Origin of the sequence: Pseudoalteromonas sp. NFXS39, assembly GCF_040148775.1 — a bacterium.
Taxonomy (GTDB): Bacteria; Pseudomonadota; Gammaproteobacteria; order Enterobacterales; family Alteromonadaceae; genus Pseudoalteromonas; species Pseudoalteromonas apostichopi.
Genome location: NZ_JAGDEC010000001.1, coordinates 602275 through 621289, shown reverse-complemented (window position 1 = coordinate 621289; position 19015 = coordinate 602275). Strand labels below are relative to the sequence as shown.

Sequence of the window (19015 nt, the reverse complement as noted above, 5' to 3'; positions counted from 1 at the left end):
ATGCTTTTTATTATTAGTACTTTTTTTGCAATTAATCTAATGTGATCAAACAAATGGTCTAAACTATTAGTTAATCAATGATAATAATAGCAGGAAGAATCAATGCGGCAGTTAGCATTAGCGAAAAAGTTGTTATGGCTCACCGTAGGAAGTATTTTTATTACGGTGTTTGTTTTATCAAGCATTTTATGGTGGCAGCTTTCAAGTAGTAATCAAGAGTTAGCTAAACAATCTGAAAAGCTGATTGTTGCTGAAGTGGAAGAGAAACTTTCCTCAAATGCAACAGCATATGGTGAACAAGTCGCCGGCTTTATCAATGAAGCATATCGAGTACCTTACTCATTCGCTGCTATTTTAGGCGACCCTGATGCTGCAGCGACTCTAACGCGCGATGCTGTGGTTGAACTTAATCGCTCTATACTGAATAAAAACACAATACTCTCATCTATTTACTCGCAATTCGAAGCAAATGCATTTGATGGTCGTGATGCTAACTTTATCAGTGGCTATGACCACTCTGTAGCCGGTGCTGGTACATTAGAAATCTATTTCACGCGCAATCGAGATGGTGTCATTGAGCAACAAGTGGTTGACGATGTCGCAGAAAAATATGTAGATACGTTAAATGAATTTGGACAGCGTGAAGCTGAGTGGTACTTGTGTGTAAAAGACACGAAAGTGCCATGCATTATGGAACCTTATCTATACGAAATCACCCCTGGTTACTCTGAAATGATGACGTCTTTAACGGTGCCAATTCTTCGAGGTAACGAGTTTATTGGTGTTGCTGGTGTTGATTTAACCCTGCCTGTGTTTCAAAGCATGACCGAAAAACTGTCAAAAGAGCTGTATAACGGTAAAGCCCGAGTCACTTTATTAAGCTCACTTGACTTAGTGGTAGGTAGCAGCCATTACAAAGATAAGCTTGGCAGGCCGCTAAAAGAGGCGGTGACTAAAAGCACTTTAGACAATTACGTAAAAGCGAAAAATCAAAGTGGCGTATTTAAAGTCGGCGATCAGTACTTAGTTAATTATCCAATTACAATTAAGCTTGCTAAAACACAGTGGAACTTGTTGATTGAAGTGCCTGCTGAGCTTGCTCTTGAAGGCCCTCAAGCACTTGCAAATAGCATGAGTGAAAATGCTAATACCTTAGGTGGTTTAATCTTGGTTACAGGTATTATTATTGCTGGTGCAGCCTTTGTTATTATGACTTTAGTGATCCGCACTATCGTGGCGCCATTACAACAAATTCAACAGCGTGTTGATAACCTCGCCAGTGCTGAGGGTGACCTAACACAAACTCTACATGTTGATACACATGCTGAATTAATCGCATTGGCAACAGGCTTTAATGCGTTTCTTACTAAATTACGCGACTTAATTGGTGAGCTTAAAAATGTATCGACACAAACTAAAGAGCAGGCTCATTTGGCGACAAGTGTTGCAGTTGATACTAAACATAACGTTCAAGCTCAGTTCCAAGAAATAGAGAGCGTAGTGACGGCAATGAACGAAATGAGCGCAACAGCGCTTGAAGTGGCAAGAGCCTCAGAGCAGTCAGCGCAACAAGCCGATGAAATAAACAGCCTAGTTGTGAGCAGTGAATCTAGCTTGTCGTCTGCGGTTACTCAAGTTAAAACCATGTCGGATGAAATCAAGGAGGCTAATCAAGCGGTTGAAAAAGTGGCGGCGCGAAGCAACGATATTACCCAAATTCTTGATGTGATCAGAACGATTGCAGAGCAAACTAACTTGCTTGCACTTAATGCGGCAATTGAAGCGGCAAGAGCCGGTGAGCAAGGCCGTGGTTTTGCGGTGGTTGCTGATGAGGTCAGGGCACTTGCTTCAAAAACCCGCTCATCAACAGATGATATTAGTGGCCTTATAGATAGCTTACAGCTAGAAGTTGGTAATGCTTCTAAAGTTATTGAGCAAGGTGTAGTGCGCGCACAAACAGCGGTGGATGAAACATCAGTTGCCTTCGATGCATTGCATGAAGTTGTCGTCAAAGTGGATGAAATTACACAGCAAATTACTCATATTGCAACGGCCGCAGAAGAGCAAAGCTCAGTCACAGAAGAGATAAACCGCAACCTGACGTTAATTTCAGATGCCGCATCGCAACTAGCTGAGCTATCGACACAGGCCGGAGATGGTAGCCAAACTCTCAGTGCACTCGTCGCGCAACAGGATGATGAGTTGAACAAGTTAAAGACGAAATAACTTTAAGCTGCTAGTTGCAAGAGTAAAGGGACTAGTTGTGAGATACGAGGTTCGAGAAAAAACGCGATGTAAAATCGCTGCTACATACTCGTACCTTTTTCTCGTAACTTTACTCTCGTAACTAGCAACTCGTAACTCTAACTACACTGCGCTTGATTGCGGCCTCGGTTTTTGGCTTGGTACAATGCTTTATCGGCGCGTTTTAACATCGACTCTATGTGCTGATCGTTTGCTTGCAAGGTGCTTACGCCAATACTCACAGTGAATTTAACGTGATTGTTGTCGACGATGATGTCTTGTTGTTCAATATCGACCCTGATCTTTTCTGCAATAGCAAATGCTGTGTGTTTGTTTGTCATGGGCAAAAATAAGACAAACTCTTCACCACCAATTCGCCCAGCTATATCCGATGTTCTGCTATGTTGAATGAGTTTATGTGCTGTGGTTCGTATTACTTCGTCCCCAGTGGCATGGCCGTACTTGTCGTTTATGGTTTTAAATTGGTCTAAGTCCAACAGCAAGAGTGAACAGGCATTCTGATGGTTAATGTATTGCTCAAACTGTTTATTAACTGTTTCGAAAAAGCCCCGGCGATTATAAAGCTGTGTCAAATAATCTGTTAAAGATAAGGCTAATGCTTCATGCTTTGCGCGCTCTAGTTCATAGGTTCGTTCTTCTACTTTTTGTTCGAGCATGGTGGTCAGTTTTTGTTGCTCTTTCTTACGTTGAATAAACACGGCTTGAATAAGTAATACCGCAGAAAGAGTGAATAAAAAGAAAAACTGCATGGTCACTTCTGCTGACTTTGGGTGATGATAATAAAAATAGCCCCAGCCTTGATTACTTCCGATCCAAGCTGAAAAAAACACCAACATATTCATGCAGCTGGTGGCGGTTGGTGATAACCTCGTGGCTGTATAAAGCAGCGGAAACAGCAGTAATGCAGGTTGTAAAAATGGTAATGTCATCGCTGTGTATGCAGGGCCAAAAATAAAATAACACAACAAAACCACGGTCAAAGTAAGTAAAAGAAGCTTAGAAAATTCACTAAGGGTGACCGGATGCGGCCAATTTCGCCATAAAAAGTAAAGGGCAGGGGTGAATACAATCGCCGCTAGGGCATTGCTAATGCTCCAATTTAATATGCCTACATATAAGCCATCAAACCACTCGATACCAACTAGTGAGTATATGCCCACACCGAAAAGTGCAGAAATCACACCAATCGCTATGCAAGCAACAATAAACACTCTGGCTAAACTGGTGACGCTCGTCAGCAGCGTGTGTTGTTTAAGTTTTCGGTTAATTAGCCAAAATGCAGTTAAAGCAGCGAAAGTATTTCCTGTCGTTGTCGCGGCATTTATTGCTATGTGTTTAAAAGTGAGTGGATTTAAGCCGCTGAGATAAAAGTAGAAAAGCACGACTAAACAGGTGCCTGATGCAACGCCCAACCAGGCTTTGCGACCAAATAACATCAAGCCAGCCAATGCGACTCCTGCAGGTGGCCATACCGCCAGTGTTTTTAACACTTGCATGGTAAACAAGCCAAACAGCAGATAAACAGAGCAAACAATGATATTAAATTGCCAAGGTTTGAGCTGTGTGTTCATACATCCCTTTAAGTGCTTTTGTAATAAACCCATGAGAAAGGCGAGTTAGCATTATTTAAAGTACTAATAAATTAGTATATTAGCAGTTGGGAAATAGGCAAATTCGATTAATCTAAAAGTGGTTTTACATAGCTGTTTGCTATTCATACAATTTATTAGACTAATAGTTAATGTGCTTAAAAAGTAAGCAAGCCTTACTCTTTATTGGCATTTTTATTTTTAAAAACATTAAATATCAAAGTGTTAAAATATTTTTTGAGAGCCACTTTTTATTAAAAACCCCATTTTTATAAATTCATACCCTACCTTTTGCCTAATCGTGTTTTGCAGTTGGCTGCTTTACCCTAACTGCATAATAAAAACTCACACAATTTTTCAAGATAGGTAGTAGGAGAACTCATGAATACGAGGCAGCAATCAGCGTCTGCTGAACAAGGATCGGATGCTCATGCCGACCAGCAAAGCTATCAAGCTCTTCATAAACCCAGCAGTGAATTTTCGAGTCGTGACGAATACCTTGAACACGAATTACAAATTATGCAGCCTAAGCGCTGGCGTCCTAACTTACCATTTCGTGATTATCGGTTTGAATTAGAAGACTCTATCCCAGCCATGGCAGGCACCATAGGCAAGGTGGTAATGGTGGGTGCTATTGCTGCAACATTTGCAGCGCCACTGGGCCTAGGTGAAGGTTTTATTTTAGAAAACGTGCGTTATGAGCTGTTAATTGTATCGATCTTCATTTTATTATTTTCAGGCTTCTTTTTACCAACAGCAAACTTAGCGGGTACGCATGGGCCGCTTATTCCTTTGATCCCGATTGTTGTTGCTGCGGGTGGTCACCCAATGGCCTTCGGTTTACTGATAGGGGCGTTTGGTCTGTTACTGGCACTTAGTAAAGGGGGGAGTTTACTGGCGGGATTAACTAGCCGAGGCGTGTGTGGCGGTTTATTGCTCTACCTTGGTTTTATTGGCACGATTTCGCAGGTTAAAAAGCTGTTTGCATGGGCTGAAGGCATTGATATGACCCATATCGCTTTTATTGTGATTTTATCGACAATCGTGTTGTATGCCTTACTTGAGCACTACAAAAAACGTTGGTTAGCTGTGCCATTAAGTTGCTTACTTGGCGGGTTAATCGCATTTTTACTGGGAGCACCGTTTGAGTTTAAAACAGCACCGGGCTTACCAAATATGAACCCGATGTATTGGTGGGGTGAAAATACTGGTTGGATGTTGGGTTTGCCTACACTTGAGAGCTTTGTGGTGGTATTACCATTTGCGGTGCTTGCGGTTGCGATGTGGTCACCCGACTTTTTAGGGCATCAAGTATTCCAAAAAATTAGTTACCCTGAGCGCACTGAAAAAGTACAAATGAACATTGACGATACTATGTTTAGCGCTTCAATCCGCCAGACTTTTGGTTCATTGTTAGGTGGCTCTAACTTTACCTCGTCATGGGGAACCTACATTGTACCTGCAGCCATTGCTAAGCGCCCAATTCCTGCAGGGGCGGTGTTAACTGCATTATTTTGTATCATTGCCAGTATTTGGGGCTACCCAATGGATTTAGCAATTTGGCAACCCGTATTATGTGTAGCCTTGATTGTTGGTGTGTTTATCCCACTTCTTGAAGCTGGCATGGAAATGACCCGCGAAGGTAAAACCACGCAATCGGCCGCTATTGTGGTATTTTCATCGACTTTAGTGAATCCTGCATTTGGTTGGTCATTAACTATGTTGCTAGACAATCTGGGCTTAATTGGTTGTAAAGAGCGAAGCTCTGAATTATCCCCAATGAGTCGTTGGATCATTCCATTAATAATGTTTATTATTTTAACAAGCGTGATGGCAATGGTAGGTATGCTGCCAGGTATCCCTGCGTTAATGGCAGACTTTAGGCATTAATATAGATTAGGGTAAGGTGATAAACACCTTACCCTTTTTTAAAGCTCTTATTTAAACTTAACTGTTTTTTCGCTGCGGGTGTAAGTACGGGTATCGGGTTTTGTCCATTGACCCTTTTTAAGGTAAGAGGTCGATACCACAAAGCTATTGTTTTTAAACTCGCTTGTCGATTTCACCTTTGTGATCCCTTCTTTGCTGCCTGTCACATTTTCATAAGCAACAAACCGAGTAGGGCTAAGTACATTCATTGTGCCTTGGGTATAAAAGCCTGCTGTAGTGAAGTAATAAAACACCAAAGACTGCTTTTTATTGTCCCAAAAAATCATCGATTCACCACCATATTCACCTTCATTGATAGAGTGAATGGTTTTAATGGCGGTGCCATTGAGCGCACGTTGCCAGGTGCTCACATCTTGCACCGCAGGTTTACCTGCTGCGACATTAAAGTCAGACTGCCACGTGCCTAAGTAAGGCTCAAACACTTTTAGCTTGTCATCAAGTTGTTGCTCTGCTGCCATAACAGAAAGCGAACATAGGCAGATTGATAGTAAAAGTGATTTGAGGTATGCCATAATAGCGCCCCGATATAATTTAATTTATTTTGCAAAGTATAGGTGATAATTCTTTGATTAAGAAAACATTAGTTACATTTTCATTGTTGTTTTTAGCGTTATTATGGCTGATATCGTGGCAACTTAATATTACCTACTTTATTGCAGGCACTTACAGCGTAGCGAGCTTAATAAGCTTTTTGGTATATGGCTGGGATAAACGGTTAGCGATGCAACATGGCGAGCATGTGATAAGAGTGCCTGAGCGTACACTGCATATTTTAGGGTTAATCGGCGGCTGGCCAGGTTCATTAATTGCGCAGCAATGGCTAAGACACAAATCTAAAAAACGCAGTTTTATTGCTGTACTTTGGTTAACAGTTATTGTTAATTGCAGTGCACTGTCGTCACTGTATTACTTGCAACTGATATAAAGTATCAGCAGAAGTGTATTAATCTCTTTCTAATAGCACTGCGCCATTTTGCTCTTCACCTAAATAGTCGTCTTTATTGTAAATAGGGCATTTGGCCATTGATAAGCAGCCGCAGCCAATGCAACCGTTAACGCGCTCGCGCAATCGCTGCATGTATTGAATGCGTTCATCTAATTGGATTTGCCAGCGCTTCGAAAGTTGTGCCCAATCTTGTTTAGTGGGTGTGCGCTGCTCAGGTAGAGTGCTTAAAGTTTGTTTAATGTCTTCAAGGGTTATGCCCATGGTTTGCGCGGCTTTTATTACGGCAATTCGGCGTAATACATCGGGTTTATAGCGGCGCTGATTACCGTTATTTCGCCAGCTGCGAATAAGTCCTTTCGACTCATAAAAATGCAAGGTTGAAACTTTTACGCCACTGCGTTTTGCCACAAAGCCAACCGATAGGTTTGCATCAATAAGTTTCTTATCTGACATAATTTGCTCCAAGGTGTTGACCTAAAGTTAGCTTGAGGTTTTACGCTGCGCACATCATAAAAAAGGAGTGATAGTCATGCAACAAAAACCAATAACAAATACGGTAATTATTTATTCAAGTGCGCGAAAACAAGGTAATACGAGTTTACAAGTTAATGATTATAAAACGCAATATGGTGGTGATGTGGTATGTCTAGATGACTATGTTATCTCGCCTTATTGCTACGATAAGCAATATAAAAATGATGATTTTTATGCGGTATTTGAAGCGCTGTTGAATTATCAACATTGGGTAGTTGCATCTCCGGTGTATTGGTATAACACCACACCGCAGTTTAAAGCATTTTTAGACCGGATCACTGATTACATGGATGATGAAACACTCAGGCCTAAACTGAGAACATTGCGTGAAAAGCAGTTTTCATTGCTCTCAAACGCAGGATCTTCACACGCACCTAACGCGTTTATCGAGATGTTTAAAAACACCTTTAATTACTTAGGCATGACCTTTAAAGCGCATCAACATATTGATGCTAGTTAAACGCGTTTAAACAAGGTAGGCTAGAGTAAAAAACAACAGGAACTTTTATGAAATCAACACTGTTAGGTTTATCTTTAGCCTTATTATCTTCGTTTAGTCATGCAGAGCAAGCTGAGCATGCTATTAAAGGTTTTGGTTTTTATTATGATGTGCCAAACCATGCGCCAATCTCTGATCAAACGGTTTTCAAAGTGGCATTTGATGTAGCTGATGCAGCAGAAAAAGGGGCGCAGAATAACAAAATGAACTCATTAGCACGATTCATTAATATGCATATAGCCCATGGTGTGAAGCCTGAGAACATTCAACTTGCTTTAGTTGTGCATGGTGGCGCAAGTGTTGATGTACTGGAAAACAGTTTTTATAAACAGCGCTTTGACAGCGACAATAAAAATCAGCAACTGATCTCACAATTGTTAGCACAGAACACTGTTGTGTATTTGTGCGGGCAGTCTGCAACGCACATGAAGGTAAAGCAACAGCAGCTTATACCGGGTGTACAAATGGCGTTATCGGCAATGACCGCGCATGCACAGTTGCAGCAACAAGGTTACACACTGAATCCATTCTAATGAATATCTTATGTTTTGGTGATTCAAACACCTATGGTATTTCGCCCGTTGATGGTAAACGCTTGGCTGCTTATGAGCGCTGGCCAAGTTTGCTTGGTATTAAATTAGGTGCTGGCTATGAAGTGATTGAAGCCGGACAGCCAAACCGTACGCTGGTGAACGACCCGCCTTTTAGTGGCGATAAACTGGGTATTAAATACCTCGAACCCTACCTCGCGGCTTATCATTTAGATGTGATTATTATTCAGCTTGGCACTAATGATTTAAAGCGCCGTTTTGCACTGTCGCCTGCTGATATTGCCAATGCCCTCGAAACACTCATTTTAGATATAAAAAACTACTATCTGCACCGCGAATTGCCCAAAATAATGATACTAAGCCCGCCTGCGGTGTATGAAGTTGGCGCGTATCAATCTATTTATGCAGGAGCAGAGCTAAAAGCAAAACTCTTAGTGGAAGAATTTAGAAATGTTGCTGACAGTAACGACTGTAGTTTTGTTAATTGCTTTGAACTTATAACGACATGTCCTTCGGAAGGAATTCATTTGCCAATCTCACAGCATGAGGTTCTTGTAGAACACCTGATAAGTATTCTCTAAAGTAAAACTTTGCAGTGCTCTTTAAAAGATTTGCCAATTTTTATCTTATCACCATTATCTAGCTCTACATGCTCGTTTGTAATAGCTATGACTCTGTTGTTATTCACTATGTATGATTTATGGATTTGAGTGAATGAACCTATTAACTGCTCTAAAAGCTGTTTTAGAGTTGTTGTTGCGAGGATCGTTTGGTCGTCTTGGTGTACTTTTACATAATTACCATATGCCTCAATATATTTAATTGTATCTAAGCTAAGCTTGCGTTTTTCGCGATCTATTTTTAAGGTGATTGATTTGCTTTTAGGAGCCAGGTAAATGCGCTCGCGCACTTTATTTATTGCTTGCTGAACACGTTTTGCAGATACAGGCTTGAGTAAATAATCAGTAACATTAAGTTCAAAGCCTGTGATTGCATATTCTTCATAAGCACTCACAATGATAATTTGAGGTGGATTAGCGAGTGCTTGAATGAGCTCTAATCCTGACAATTCTGGCATGTTTATATCTAAAAATACGACATCTATAGTTGATTTTGCTAATTTGTACAAAGCATCTTTAGCGCTGAAATGCTGAGAAACTACTTTGATATCTGAGTACGACTCTAAATGATGAAGAATTACTTGATGAGCAAGTGGTTCATCATCAACAATAATTGCCTTAATCACTTGATAGCTCCAAAGAGAGGTTGGTTTGCCAAAGTCCATTGTGATTGTGCACCAATAAAGTATGTTTTTCTGGATAAAGCAGCTCTAAACGGCGCCTTAAATTTTTTAGTCCCATACCTGAATCATCGTTATCGCTTTTGCGAGGAATACTATTTTCGCAATATAAAGTTAAAACGTTGTCGTTTAATGTTAGTTTTATCGTTACTTCAGCGTTTTCTTGTGCGTGTTCAACACCGTACTTTATGGTGTTTTCAACTAAAATGATCAGAAGCAGTGGTGCTATAGAAAGAGATTGAGTAGTTTCAGGCCATGCTAGGTTGAATCTACAGTTATTTGCATGCCTTATCTTGTGCAGTTCAAGAAAGTTTTTAATGTAACTTAGCTCTTTTTCGAGTGGAACGAATGGTTTTTGCCCTTCATAAACGGTATATCTCAGTAAGTCAGCCAACTGTAATACCAAATCAGGTGTCTTTTCTGATTTTGTTAATGCAAGTGCATATAAGTTATTTAAAGTATTAAATAAAAAGTGCGGATTAATTTGCTGCTGCAGTAGCTTTAGTTCTGTTTTTATTTGCTGTTTGGCGACTTCTTCTAATTTATGGTGGTGCTGTTGGCGTTCAAACGCCAAGATAATGGGTGTAGAGATACTTAAAAATAAAAACATAGACTGATAATTGTACTTATTGATAATGTTTTGGCTGCCTCCCGGAGTTAGATTGGCGACATATGAGGGTAAGTCATTAACAGGCAATAAGAGCACAATAGCGACAAGTAATGGTGTAAAAATAACTATGCTAATTAAGCATGCAGATACAAAAATGAGCACTCCATGTCTGGCTAATAATTGACGTATTAAAATGTAACGATTAAATAAAAAAATGCCGTGAACGATAATTGCGTAGACCAGAAGCTGAGAAAAATACCAAATAAATTGATAATAGTTTGTAAGTAGCTTTTGAGTATCAAATATCAATGCGAATGGTTGATTTAGCAGGGGTGATTCATGGCTATTAAGTATGCCAGCCATGATAAACGCCCAGGCAAAACATATAAAAAAAACAACTTTATTTAATGTAAACAATGAGCTAATCCAACTGGTAAATTTAGATTTTTGGTTCTTCTTAAAACGTTGGGATGAAAGCCAAAATAAACTTGCTAGGCTGCAAAGTAACCAACATTGTTCTTGTAAGTAATGCCATTTATCATAAGTTGGCAAGCCGTTGCTTAATAGATAAGTGATTATTGGATAACCAATAAACCCTGACAACCACCACAATGAAGCTTGCTTTAAAGAGTGTTGAGATGCTATCCAGTGAGCGATTAAGAAGGGGATACACTCAAAAATTAGCTGTAAATTTACTGTTAGATAAGTACCTGGTGAATCAATTCTCAGTGAAAGATAACGAATATGGCTTTCAAGTAGTATCGCAGCGATTAATGGTAGTAAAGCAACCATGCTTTTTGTGTTTTTAGTTGATGATAAATAGCTAATAGCTGCCAGCAAAATCTACTCCGTTCATTTTTTATTTTTGCAACTTTACATTGTTGTTTTTTCGAACATTTATATATTACCCTAATTTCTAAATAATGTGGAAACTGAGGGCGTAACATACTGATAAAGGGTTACTAATAGATTTAGCTTAACGTTTTTATTGCTTTATTCATCCACATTTTGATGAAAGTTCTTTTTTTGATGACGAAAGCAGAATATTTGCTTTCATCATCAAACTTGACTCATTGATCATTACTTCATAGTAGCGAGCTTTGCCATTCCTTAATCTAGATTTGTGCTAATTAAGGAGCCAATAAATGCTAACACTTGAACATATTTCGAAAACATACCCTGATGGAACTCAAGCACTTAACGATATAACCATTGAGTTACCCAGCGGCATGGTAGGTTTATTGGGGCCAAATGGCGCTGGTAAGTCTAGTTTGATGAGAACCCTTGCATGCCTGCAAACTATTAATTCTGGCCGTATACAGTTTAGTGGCTTAGATATATTAAAAGACCCTGAAAAGTTACGTAAGCAACTTGGTTATCTACCACAACAATTTGGTGTTTACCCACATATAGGGTGTAGAGCACTACTTGAACACATAGCCATATTAAAAGGGCTTGAAATTAAAAAGACAAAGCAACAGATTGATGACCTGCTTACTGCGTTAAACTTAACTCAACATGCAAATAAAAGAGTCAGTCACTTTTCGGGGGGAATGAAACAACGCTTTGGTATTGCTCAAGCATTGCTGGGTGATCCCAGATTAATTATTTTAGACGAGCCTACTGCGGGGCTTGACCCGGCTGAGCGAGAGAGTCTCAATAACTTATTAGTTTCAATGAGTAAGAATCGACTGATTTTGCTCTCAACACACATTGTTGAAGATATAGAAAACCAATGTCACTTTGTGGCGATGATTAAAGGAGGTCAACTGATACAAAGTGGCCATATCGATACCTTAGTAAGTCACCTCAAAGGTAAAGTATGGACATTAAAAACTTTGCCAAACGAACTGCCCAAAGGTGCTTTAGTACTGAGCCAAAGTTATCGATATGGCAGGCCTGTCTTTCGAGTTTATGCCGCAGAACGCCCAACTATAGGAGCTGTTTTGGCGACAGAATCATTACAAGATAAGTACTTCTTTGAACTAAAATCTCAAAGAGGCGAATTATGTTAATAATTAATGAGTTAAAGTATCTTTTTCGTCAACCAATAGTTTGGGTGTGCTTGCTTATTGCGCCAAGTTTTGCATTTTCACTTTCTTCAGGGCTTGCAACAAGTAATGTTGACCCGTTACAGCAGTATCAATTGCATTTAGTGTCATTACACATGATGCAATTGGTTTTATTGGTTGGAGCATTATCGCCAGCAATTTTTTTACGTGATCACCTCTTTCATATGGACGAAATTATTGCTGTTGCATCAGTAAGTTCAAGACAAAAAAACTATGTTCGAATAGGTGGTTTTGTAAGTCTATTAATGATGGTTTTATTAAGCAGTACGTTGGTTATGAGTTTCGTAGATTTTCAAAATAATGGATTTAGTTGGCAAATACTTGGTTATACAATTTTTTATAGTGGTTTTGTTTTACTCATAAACTGTTTTTTACTTATTGCTTTGGCATTTTGGCTTTGTCAAAGGTTTCGAAGCTCAATGATTATCTATGCCGTTTTTGCAAGCATTTGGATAGCTTATTTGTTCGCTGCGAGTATAACGGGTAATCCAATTTTGGCAGGTAGTAATGTACTTAACGAAACGTTTTATCAGTTATTCATCTGGTTAGATCCATTTGCCTATACAACGGTAATAGCAAGTTTTAGCGAGTCGCAAAATATTCCTTTTTATATTAATCGTTTTGTTTGTTTTAGTCTGGCATTGGTTATTTTTACTTTCGCTGTTGGTTTGTACCCCCAAGCACATGCACGGGCAAAAAAAGCGGAGGAAAGGCATCTTGAGTCCGATTTTAGGCCTAACACTCACTATCAAACGGTAAAGCCTATATTTCGTCAAAGCTCGATTCTATTTGAGCTATATAAAGCTGCAATTTTAAATATCTTAAAACAACCAATAACAATCATTTTGTTACTTTTATGGCTAGGGTTGGTGTTCAATAGTGTTGCATCCTCCTCTCAGTATGCAGAACCAATGAGTGTTATAAAAGCAACCAGCATTGATGCTGTTAATCAATATGCCTTTGATATGTATATATTGCTAGGGTGTTTACTGAGCGCTCTATGGAGTTGGCAACTTAGTTGTAATGCTAGGCACTATAAAGTAGCAGAGATAATTGCGGCAGCGCCTATTAAGACCGCTTCAATTTTACATAGCCAATTATTGGCAATAGTGAGTTTGGTGTTTGTTTATTCGTTAATTGGCTTAGTTGGCGCATCTCTAGCTGAACTTTTTATTGGCAGTGACTTTGACTTCTATCAACATATTTATATTTTAGCTTTAATGGGGCTGCCGCTGGCTATTATTGCTTCAGTATTTGTATGTATTTTCAATTTAATGCGCTCAGAGCTCGTTGCATCTTTAGTGGTTTTTGCCATTTTGTTACTTAAATTTACTCCAGTAATGACTTATTTAGGGCTAACACACACGTTTTGGAGTGTAGCTTGGACACCATTGCAGCCGGCTAATGAATTTTGGGGCTATCGCGCAAGTTTAAGTAGTTACTGGCCTTATATTCGCGCATGGCTAGTGTTATTACTTAGTGTTGTGCTTGTTAGTCAGGCTTTTAATCATCGTGGTACAGGGTTGGGCCGCAGGGCTTTTAAAAGTAAAGATGCTTGGCTGTTAACACCTGCAGTTTTAGCTATCAGTTTATTTTGGCAGCTGCATGCTAATTTAATTTCAGAAAAGCCACTAAGTAACTCTCATAAACGAGAAAGATTTAAAGCAAACTATGAAAGAATGTTTACTGGTTGGAAACATAAAGCTCAGCCTAAAATCAGTCATATTGATGCAGAAATAGATTTTTACCCCTATAAGCAAGCAGCACAATTTAACTTAACCTACTCATTTACTAACCCTCACAAAAAACCAATAAAACAGGTATTGATAGGTCGCGCAGGTTTTTATCAATGGGCAGATATTAAGATAGAAGGAGCTGAGCAAGTCGCATTTTATCCATCAATGAATCAAGCTATTTACGAGTTTAAACCCGCACTTCAGCCATTCGAAACAAGGCAACTTAAAACGCAATTTGAAGTTAAGCAAGCCAAATTATGGCCCACGCAAGGGCATCAAATCATTACGCCTGAATTTAGTTATATTCGTTCTGTTCCACTTTTACCGACGCTTGGATATCAAAGAAACTATGAGCTAGGTGATGAGAAGTTAAGATTAGATTATGGCCTTCCACTCTATGTTAAAACACCACCTTCAAAGCTTTTTAATACTACATACCAAGTACCGGATAGCTATGAGCGTATTACTATGAAAAGCAAGGTTACCACCGCAGTAGGTTATCAGGTCGTTTCACAAGGTAAAAATACAGAGCATATTATTGAAGGACAAAGAGCCGTTTTTAAATTTCAGACGACAGTGCCAATTAACAACTTACCTGCTTGGATGTCGTTTCCATTTGGAGCAACTGAGTTAATTTATGAGGGGGTGAAGTTACAGGTTTTTACTAAATCAAGAGCAACAGAAGCTGATCAAGATGCTGTAAAAGTTAACTTACAAGCTATGAGTGATACGCTTTCTTGGTTTAAGAGTAATCTTAATGCGTACAAAGGTTCAAAGCTCAGTTTGATTGACTCTACAGGTTTTGGTGGGACTGGGTATGCATTACCTGAAATTATTTTGATTGATAATAAAGTCGGTTTTAGAGCAAAACCAAGTGAGGGAGCAGGTTTTGATCAACGTTATCGACGTGCAGTACATGAAACGGCTCATCAATGGTTTGGTCATGATATTGGCAATAGTGTTCCTGAAGATAGCGCTTTTTTGATTGAATCATTAGCTAAATATATAGAGCTTGTGGTGATTGAAAAGCGTTACGGAAAAAAGGCTGTCGATGCATTAGTCAAATATGAAACTCAACGATATCAACAAGCTTCTAGGCTAGATATTTCGACAAAGCAAGCATTGGTAGATTCATCAAAAAGTTACGATCAGTATTCCAAAGCCACTCTTGTATTTGCAAAGCTTAGGAATGAATTTGGGGATGCAGTGATTGTGACAGCTTTAAAATCAGTATGGCAAAAATACGCATTTCCTAATCGACCTGCAACGTCAATGGATTTTATTAGAGCTTTACAAGAACAGCTTAATGAACAAGATAAAGACGTAATTAATAAACTTTTTTTGGAAGTATAAAAACAAAAAAGCCACAGGTTTTAAAGCACTGTGGCTTGGGTATTGATTGCATAACAACCAAGGGAGTTAGGTGAGTTTAAAACTCATAGCTAATGCTTAAGCGTGTAGTACGAGGCATAATATATCGTCCATTCGGTGCGTCAGCATTACGAGGATCACCTTCAGTGATACCTTGCTCGTCAGTTAAGTTATCAACCGCTAACTGCACTTTAATACCTTCCATAGGTTCAACAATTAAACCAATGTCTACTTTTTCGTAACCTTCTAAAACAACCGTATTTTCGTTGTCGCCGAAGCGATCATCAACCGCTGAGATTGTGCCGTATAAGGTGGCATACATGTCGCTTACTTCAAAGTCATAGCTTGGTGTTACACGTACTTGCCATTTTGGCTGGCGTTGGCTTTCGTTGCCTTCGTTGCTCGGGCTTTCTGTTATCTCGGTTTCTTGAAGCGTTGAGTTTAAGTTAACTGAGAAACCAGATTCGTGGTTGTAGTTATAATCAAGCTCAATACCGTATGCTTCGTTTGTTAAGATTTCAGCGGGTACACCTGGGCGGCGAACAAAGGTGTCACCTTTTACTTCATTAGTGAATAAAGTTGCGTAGAAATCGGTGCTATCGGTAAGTAACTTATAACCAAACTCGGCTTGTGTTACTTCTTTAATTAACTTTTCGCCACCTTCGTATGCACCAAAGTTATCACGAAAATCATCGAAGTAAGGCATTTTATAACCGCGGTTTACACGAGCAAATACACCCATGTCATCGTTAATTGAGTAGTTAATACCTGTTGTCCACGATGTTTTACTTTCGTCATATTGAACTGACTTGTCGATTACGCCATCAAGACCTTCATCAACTGAGTATTCAACTTCGTGGCTTTCAAAACGAACACCCGCATCAAGTGTAAAGTCATCGTTGAATTTATACTGAGCGGTTGTATAAAACGCATTGGTGCGTGCATCACCTGTCGAATTGATATCGTAGTTAAAACCACAACCCTCAACACTTGCATTACACTCGATGCCGTCTAGCATTTCGCCGCCTGCTTCAAGTACGTGATACGCAGTGTTACCTAAGCTCCACCAGTCATTTGCTGATGTGCTTGCTGTGTAATAACCAAATGCTAGTGATAAGTTATCTAGCTTTTTAGCGAATGCTAAATCATTTGTGAATGCGCTAATTTCTTTTAAAACCACCCAACGGCCAAGTTGTTGAACCGCAGTGCCTGCATCGTATTCTGTGCCAGTTACTGAACCTGTTGCTGTTTCACCGTTATCAGCCACTGCACCAACCGTTGTTGCAGAGCCTGCCGGTACTAAGCCGTAAGTGTTTGCATCACCCTTGGTGATGTTGAAGCGATCTGTGAAGCTCCAACCGTTATCGAATTCAAGCTTAATGCTACCGCCTGAAACATGACCTTTCCAACCACGGCCTTCACCTAAATCGATTTGTTGCTCATCATTATTTGCGCCTGTGTAAATTATCGCTTGGCGATTTAAAGTACCCAGTTGCGTGTAGCTTGCATCAACACCATCAACATTTAGTGGCGTAGGTAAGTACCAAGCACCGTGGTCGTCTGTTTGACGGGTGTATAAATTAATGGTGCCGTTTTCTAATTCTTTAGTGATATTAATTGTGAACTGGCTGCCTTTTTCTGATGTAAAACCAGCATCACGAATACCTGGAGAGCTTTTAACATAACCTCCCACCATGAAATATAAATCATCAGAAATCTCACCACTAACCATAGCGTCAAGGCGTTGTAAGTCATAATCTGAGGTTGTGTACTTGAATACACCTTCGGTATCTTCACTACCACGCTTAAGGCGGAAGTTAGTTGTTAAACCAGGTTGGCCATTTGAAACAACAGGGTTTGGACCACCACGTAATGCTTCCATTGTTTCAATGGTTTCGTCTAAACGGAATAACGACGAGTTTTCTAAAAATGACAAAGTAGGCGCAGGGTAAATTGGCGAACCTTCAAGGCTTAAGGTTAAAAATGGTGCATCACCACCGCCAGGAAAACCACGTACAAATACGTTAGCACCAGATTCACCACCCGAGCTTTCTACCCACACACCCGGTACGGCTTTGAATAAATCAGCAGTACTTTTTGGTGATAATTTAACAATTTGATCAGCATCGATATTGGTAACGGCATAGCCTGCATCAATTTTACGTACGCCAATACCCGCTGGCGTACCAGATACAATAATTCGTTCAACTTTTTCTTTAGCTGGTTGCTCAGTTTGCTCTTCAGCCATAACTGTCTGGCCACTCAAAGCTAGCAAAATTGCAGAGGCTAGCGCACTGCGTGTGTATGTAGTTGTCATTGTGTGTTCCCATTTTTTATGTTGTTAAAAGCAATGTATTAGCGAATATTTTGAATTGTTAACACCTTGCTTTTATAAACCATAGAGATTTATGCAAACGTTTGCAATTTGTTTTTTCAGTTTTTTGTCCTTTTTTTACTCACAGAATGAGTTTGCCTGTTTATGCTTACTGAAAAAATATTATGCTTAATGGCGCAGCGATTTAGACAAAATGGTGGTATATTGCCAGCCTATGTTTTAAAGGAAGGCAGTGTTTCAGTTTCATGAACGATAGAAAATTAAAGTTAGCCGATCTTGCTAAGTTAGCCGGTGTTTCTACGTCGACAGTATCCCGCGCGCTTAATGATAACCCATTGATAAAACAGGAAACTCGCGACAAGCTCCAACAGTTGGCAAAAAAACATAACTTTAGTTTAAACACTGCTGCTAGCCGCCTTCGAACCCAAAAAACCAATGTTGTTGCGGTTATTATTAACCTTGATGGTGATACAGAGCAGTCTATTAATGATCCTTTCTTACTTAAAATTGTCGGTGAAATAAATTTAGCGTTAAACAAATTTGGCTTAGAGTTATTACTTTCTAACTCATTTATGGCCAGTGATGATTGGGCTAATTACTTTATCAATAGCCGCCGCGCAGATGGCATTATTGTGGTCGGCCAAGGTAAAAGCCAAGCAAATATTGAAGCTGCAGCGAATGCTGGTGTTCCTTTAGTTGTGTGGGGCGATCCAAAAACACCCAGCAGTTACCCAATTGTTGGCAGCGATAATTATTTAGGCGGTCGCCTAGCGACTGAGCACTTATTGAAAAATGGCGCTAAAAACATTTTGTTTTTAGGCGACCCTGGGCATGCTGAAATTAGTGAACGGCATCGTGGTTATTTAGATGCCATTTCTGCAGCAAAAGCCACACCTCACGTACTCTCTATCGATATCACTAGTAGCGCTGCTTACAAAGGAATTAACCAATTATTGGTAGAAAAAGGGCTTTGTTTTGATGGCATTATGGCATGTAGTGATATGGTGGCTTTCGGTGCGATGAAAGCCCTGAAAGAGCGTTACATTAGCATTCCAAATGACGTTGCCCTTGTGGGCTTTGATGATATTGCTATGGCGGATATCAGTCATCCTTCGTTGTCGAGTATCAAGCAAAACACTCAACGTGCCTCAGTCATTCTTGTTGAAAAGTTGTTAGCTCAGTTAGCAGGGCAGTCGGTAGAGTCTCAAGTTGTTGAAATAGAACTAGTAAATAGGCAATCTAGTCAGCGCTAAACCT

General features: G+C 39.7%; 15 protein-coding genes. 9 read left to right on the top strand and 6 right to left on the bottom strand.

Annotated features, from left to right (window positions below):
* Positions 1–102: 102 nt before the first annotated feature.
* Complete coding sequence (locus J3455_RS02650; RefSeq protein ID WP_349560974.1) at positions 103–2226, top strand: methyl-accepting chemotaxis protein; 2124 nt, start codon at positions 103–105, stop codon at positions 2224–2226.
* A 137-nt stretch (positions 2227–2363) separates the two neighbouring features.
* Here J3455_RS02650 and J3455_RS02645 read toward each other — a convergent pair whose 3' ends face one another.
* Positions 2364–3836 carry a sensor domain-containing diguanylate cyclase gene (locus tag J3455_RS02645; protein WP_349560973.1) on the bottom strand — a complete coding sequence of 491 codons (1473 nt, stop codon included), beginning with the start codon at positions 3834–3836 and terminating at the stop codon, positions 2364–2366.
* Between the two features lie 399 nt (positions 3837–4235).
* Here J3455_RS02645 and J3455_RS02640 point away from each other — a divergent pair, with 399 nt between their 5' ends.
* Positions 4236–5744, top strand: a complete 1509-nt coding sequence (locus tag J3455_RS02640) for a DUF3360 family protein (protein ID WP_167657458.1) — start codon at positions 4236–4238, stop codon at positions 5742–5744.
* A 47-nt stretch (positions 5745–5791) separates the two neighbouring features.
* On the opposite strand, the gene J3455_RS02635 is transcribed toward J3455_RS02640, so the two are convergent.
* Positions 5792–6316 (bottom strand): hypothetical protein, encoded by a 525-nt coding sequence (locus tag J3455_RS02635; protein ID WP_286260721.1) that lies wholly within the window; start codon positions 6314–6316, stop codon positions 5792–5794.
* A 53-nt stretch (positions 6317–6369) separates the two neighbouring features.
* Between J3455_RS02635 and J3455_RS02630 the strand changes: the two genes are divergently transcribed.
* Complete coding sequence (locus J3455_RS02630) at positions 6370–6729, top strand: DUF1294 domain-containing protein (protein ID WP_167657460.1); 360 nt, start codon at positions 6370–6372, stop codon at positions 6727–6729.
* An 18-nt stretch (positions 6730–6747) separates the two neighbouring features.
* Here J3455_RS02630 and soxR read toward each other — a convergent pair whose 3' ends face one another.
* Positions 6748–7203, bottom strand: a complete 456-nt coding sequence (soxR, locus tag J3455_RS02625; protein WP_250662280.1) for a redox-sensitive transcriptional activator SoxR — start codon at positions 7201–7203, stop codon at positions 6748–6750.
* 76 nt (positions 7204–7279) lie between these two features.
* On the opposite strand from soxR, the gene J3455_RS02620 reads away from it, so the two are divergent.
* Genes J3455_RS02620 through J3455_RS02610 form a run of 3 tightly spaced genes read left to right on the top strand, consistent with a single transcriptional unit; the run spans position 7280 to position 8915 of the window.
* Complete coding sequence (locus tag J3455_RS02620; protein WP_130052807.1) at positions 7280–7744, top strand: flavodoxin family protein; 465 nt, start codon at positions 7280–7282, stop codon at positions 7742–7744.
* Between the two features lie 47 nt (positions 7745–7791).
* The gene (locus J3455_RS02615) at positions 7792–8316 is read left to right on the top strand and encodes a DsrE family protein (protein ID WP_349560972.1); all 525 of its coding nucleotides are present in this window, start codon (positions 7792–7794) and stop codon (positions 8314–8316) included.
* Positions 8316–8915, top strand: coding sequence for an SGNH/GDSL hydrolase family protein (locus tag J3455_RS02610; RefSeq protein ID WP_349560971.1), 600 nt, complete (start codon positions 8316–8318; stop codon positions 8913–8915). The genes J3455_RS02615 and J3455_RS02610 overlap by 1 nt, the downstream gene beginning before the upstream one ends.
* Here the strand turns inward: J3455_RS02610 and J3455_RS02605 are convergent.
* Together J3455_RS02605 and J3455_RS02600 are read right to left on the bottom strand one after the other, a co-directional pair.
* A complete protein-coding gene (locus J3455_RS02605) occupies positions 8912–9580 on the bottom strand; it encodes a LytR/AlgR family response regulator transcription factor (protein WP_348708006.1) in 669 nt (222 codons plus the stop codon). The two genes, J3455_RS02610 and J3455_RS02605, sit on opposite strands and share 4 nt — an antisense overlap.
* Positions 9573–11084 carry a sensor histidine kinase gene (locus tag J3455_RS02600; protein WP_349560969.1) on the bottom strand — a complete coding sequence of 504 codons (1512 nt, stop codon included), beginning with the start codon at positions 11082–11084 and terminating at the stop codon, positions 9573–9575. The genes J3455_RS02605 and J3455_RS02600 overlap by 8 nt, the downstream gene beginning before the upstream one ends.
* 305 nt (positions 11085–11389) lie before the next feature.
* On the opposite strand from J3455_RS02600, the gene J3455_RS02595 reads away from it, so the two are divergent.
* Positions 11390–12259 (top strand): ABC transporter ATP-binding protein, encoded by an 870-nt coding sequence (locus J3455_RS02595; protein WP_167657463.1) that lies wholly within the window; start codon positions 11390–11392, stop codon positions 12257–12259.
* Positions 12253–15405 carry a M1 family aminopeptidase gene (locus tag J3455_RS02590; protein ID WP_349560968.1) on the top strand — a complete coding sequence of 1051 codons (3153 nt, stop codon included), beginning with the start codon at positions 12253–12255 and terminating at the stop codon, positions 15403–15405. The genes J3455_RS02595 and J3455_RS02590 overlap by 7 nt, the downstream gene beginning before the upstream one ends.
* Positions 15406–15481: 76 nt before the next feature.
* Here the strand turns inward: J3455_RS02590 and J3455_RS02585 are convergent, their stop codons facing one another.
* On the bottom strand, positions 15482–17740 hold the full coding sequence (locus J3455_RS02585) for a TonB-dependent receptor (RefSeq protein ID WP_349560967.1): 2259 nt from the start codon (positions 17738–17740) through the stop codon (positions 15482–15484).
* 263 nt (positions 17741–18003) lie between these two features.
* On the opposite strand from J3455_RS02585, the gene J3455_RS02580 reads away from it, so the two are divergent.
* The gene (locus J3455_RS02580) at positions 18004–19011 is read left to right on the top strand and encodes a LacI family DNA-binding transcriptional regulator (protein ID WP_294090147.1); all 1008 of its coding nucleotides are present in this window, start codon (positions 18004–18006) and stop codon (positions 19009–19011) included.
* Positions 19012–19015 lie beyond the last annotated feature (4 nt).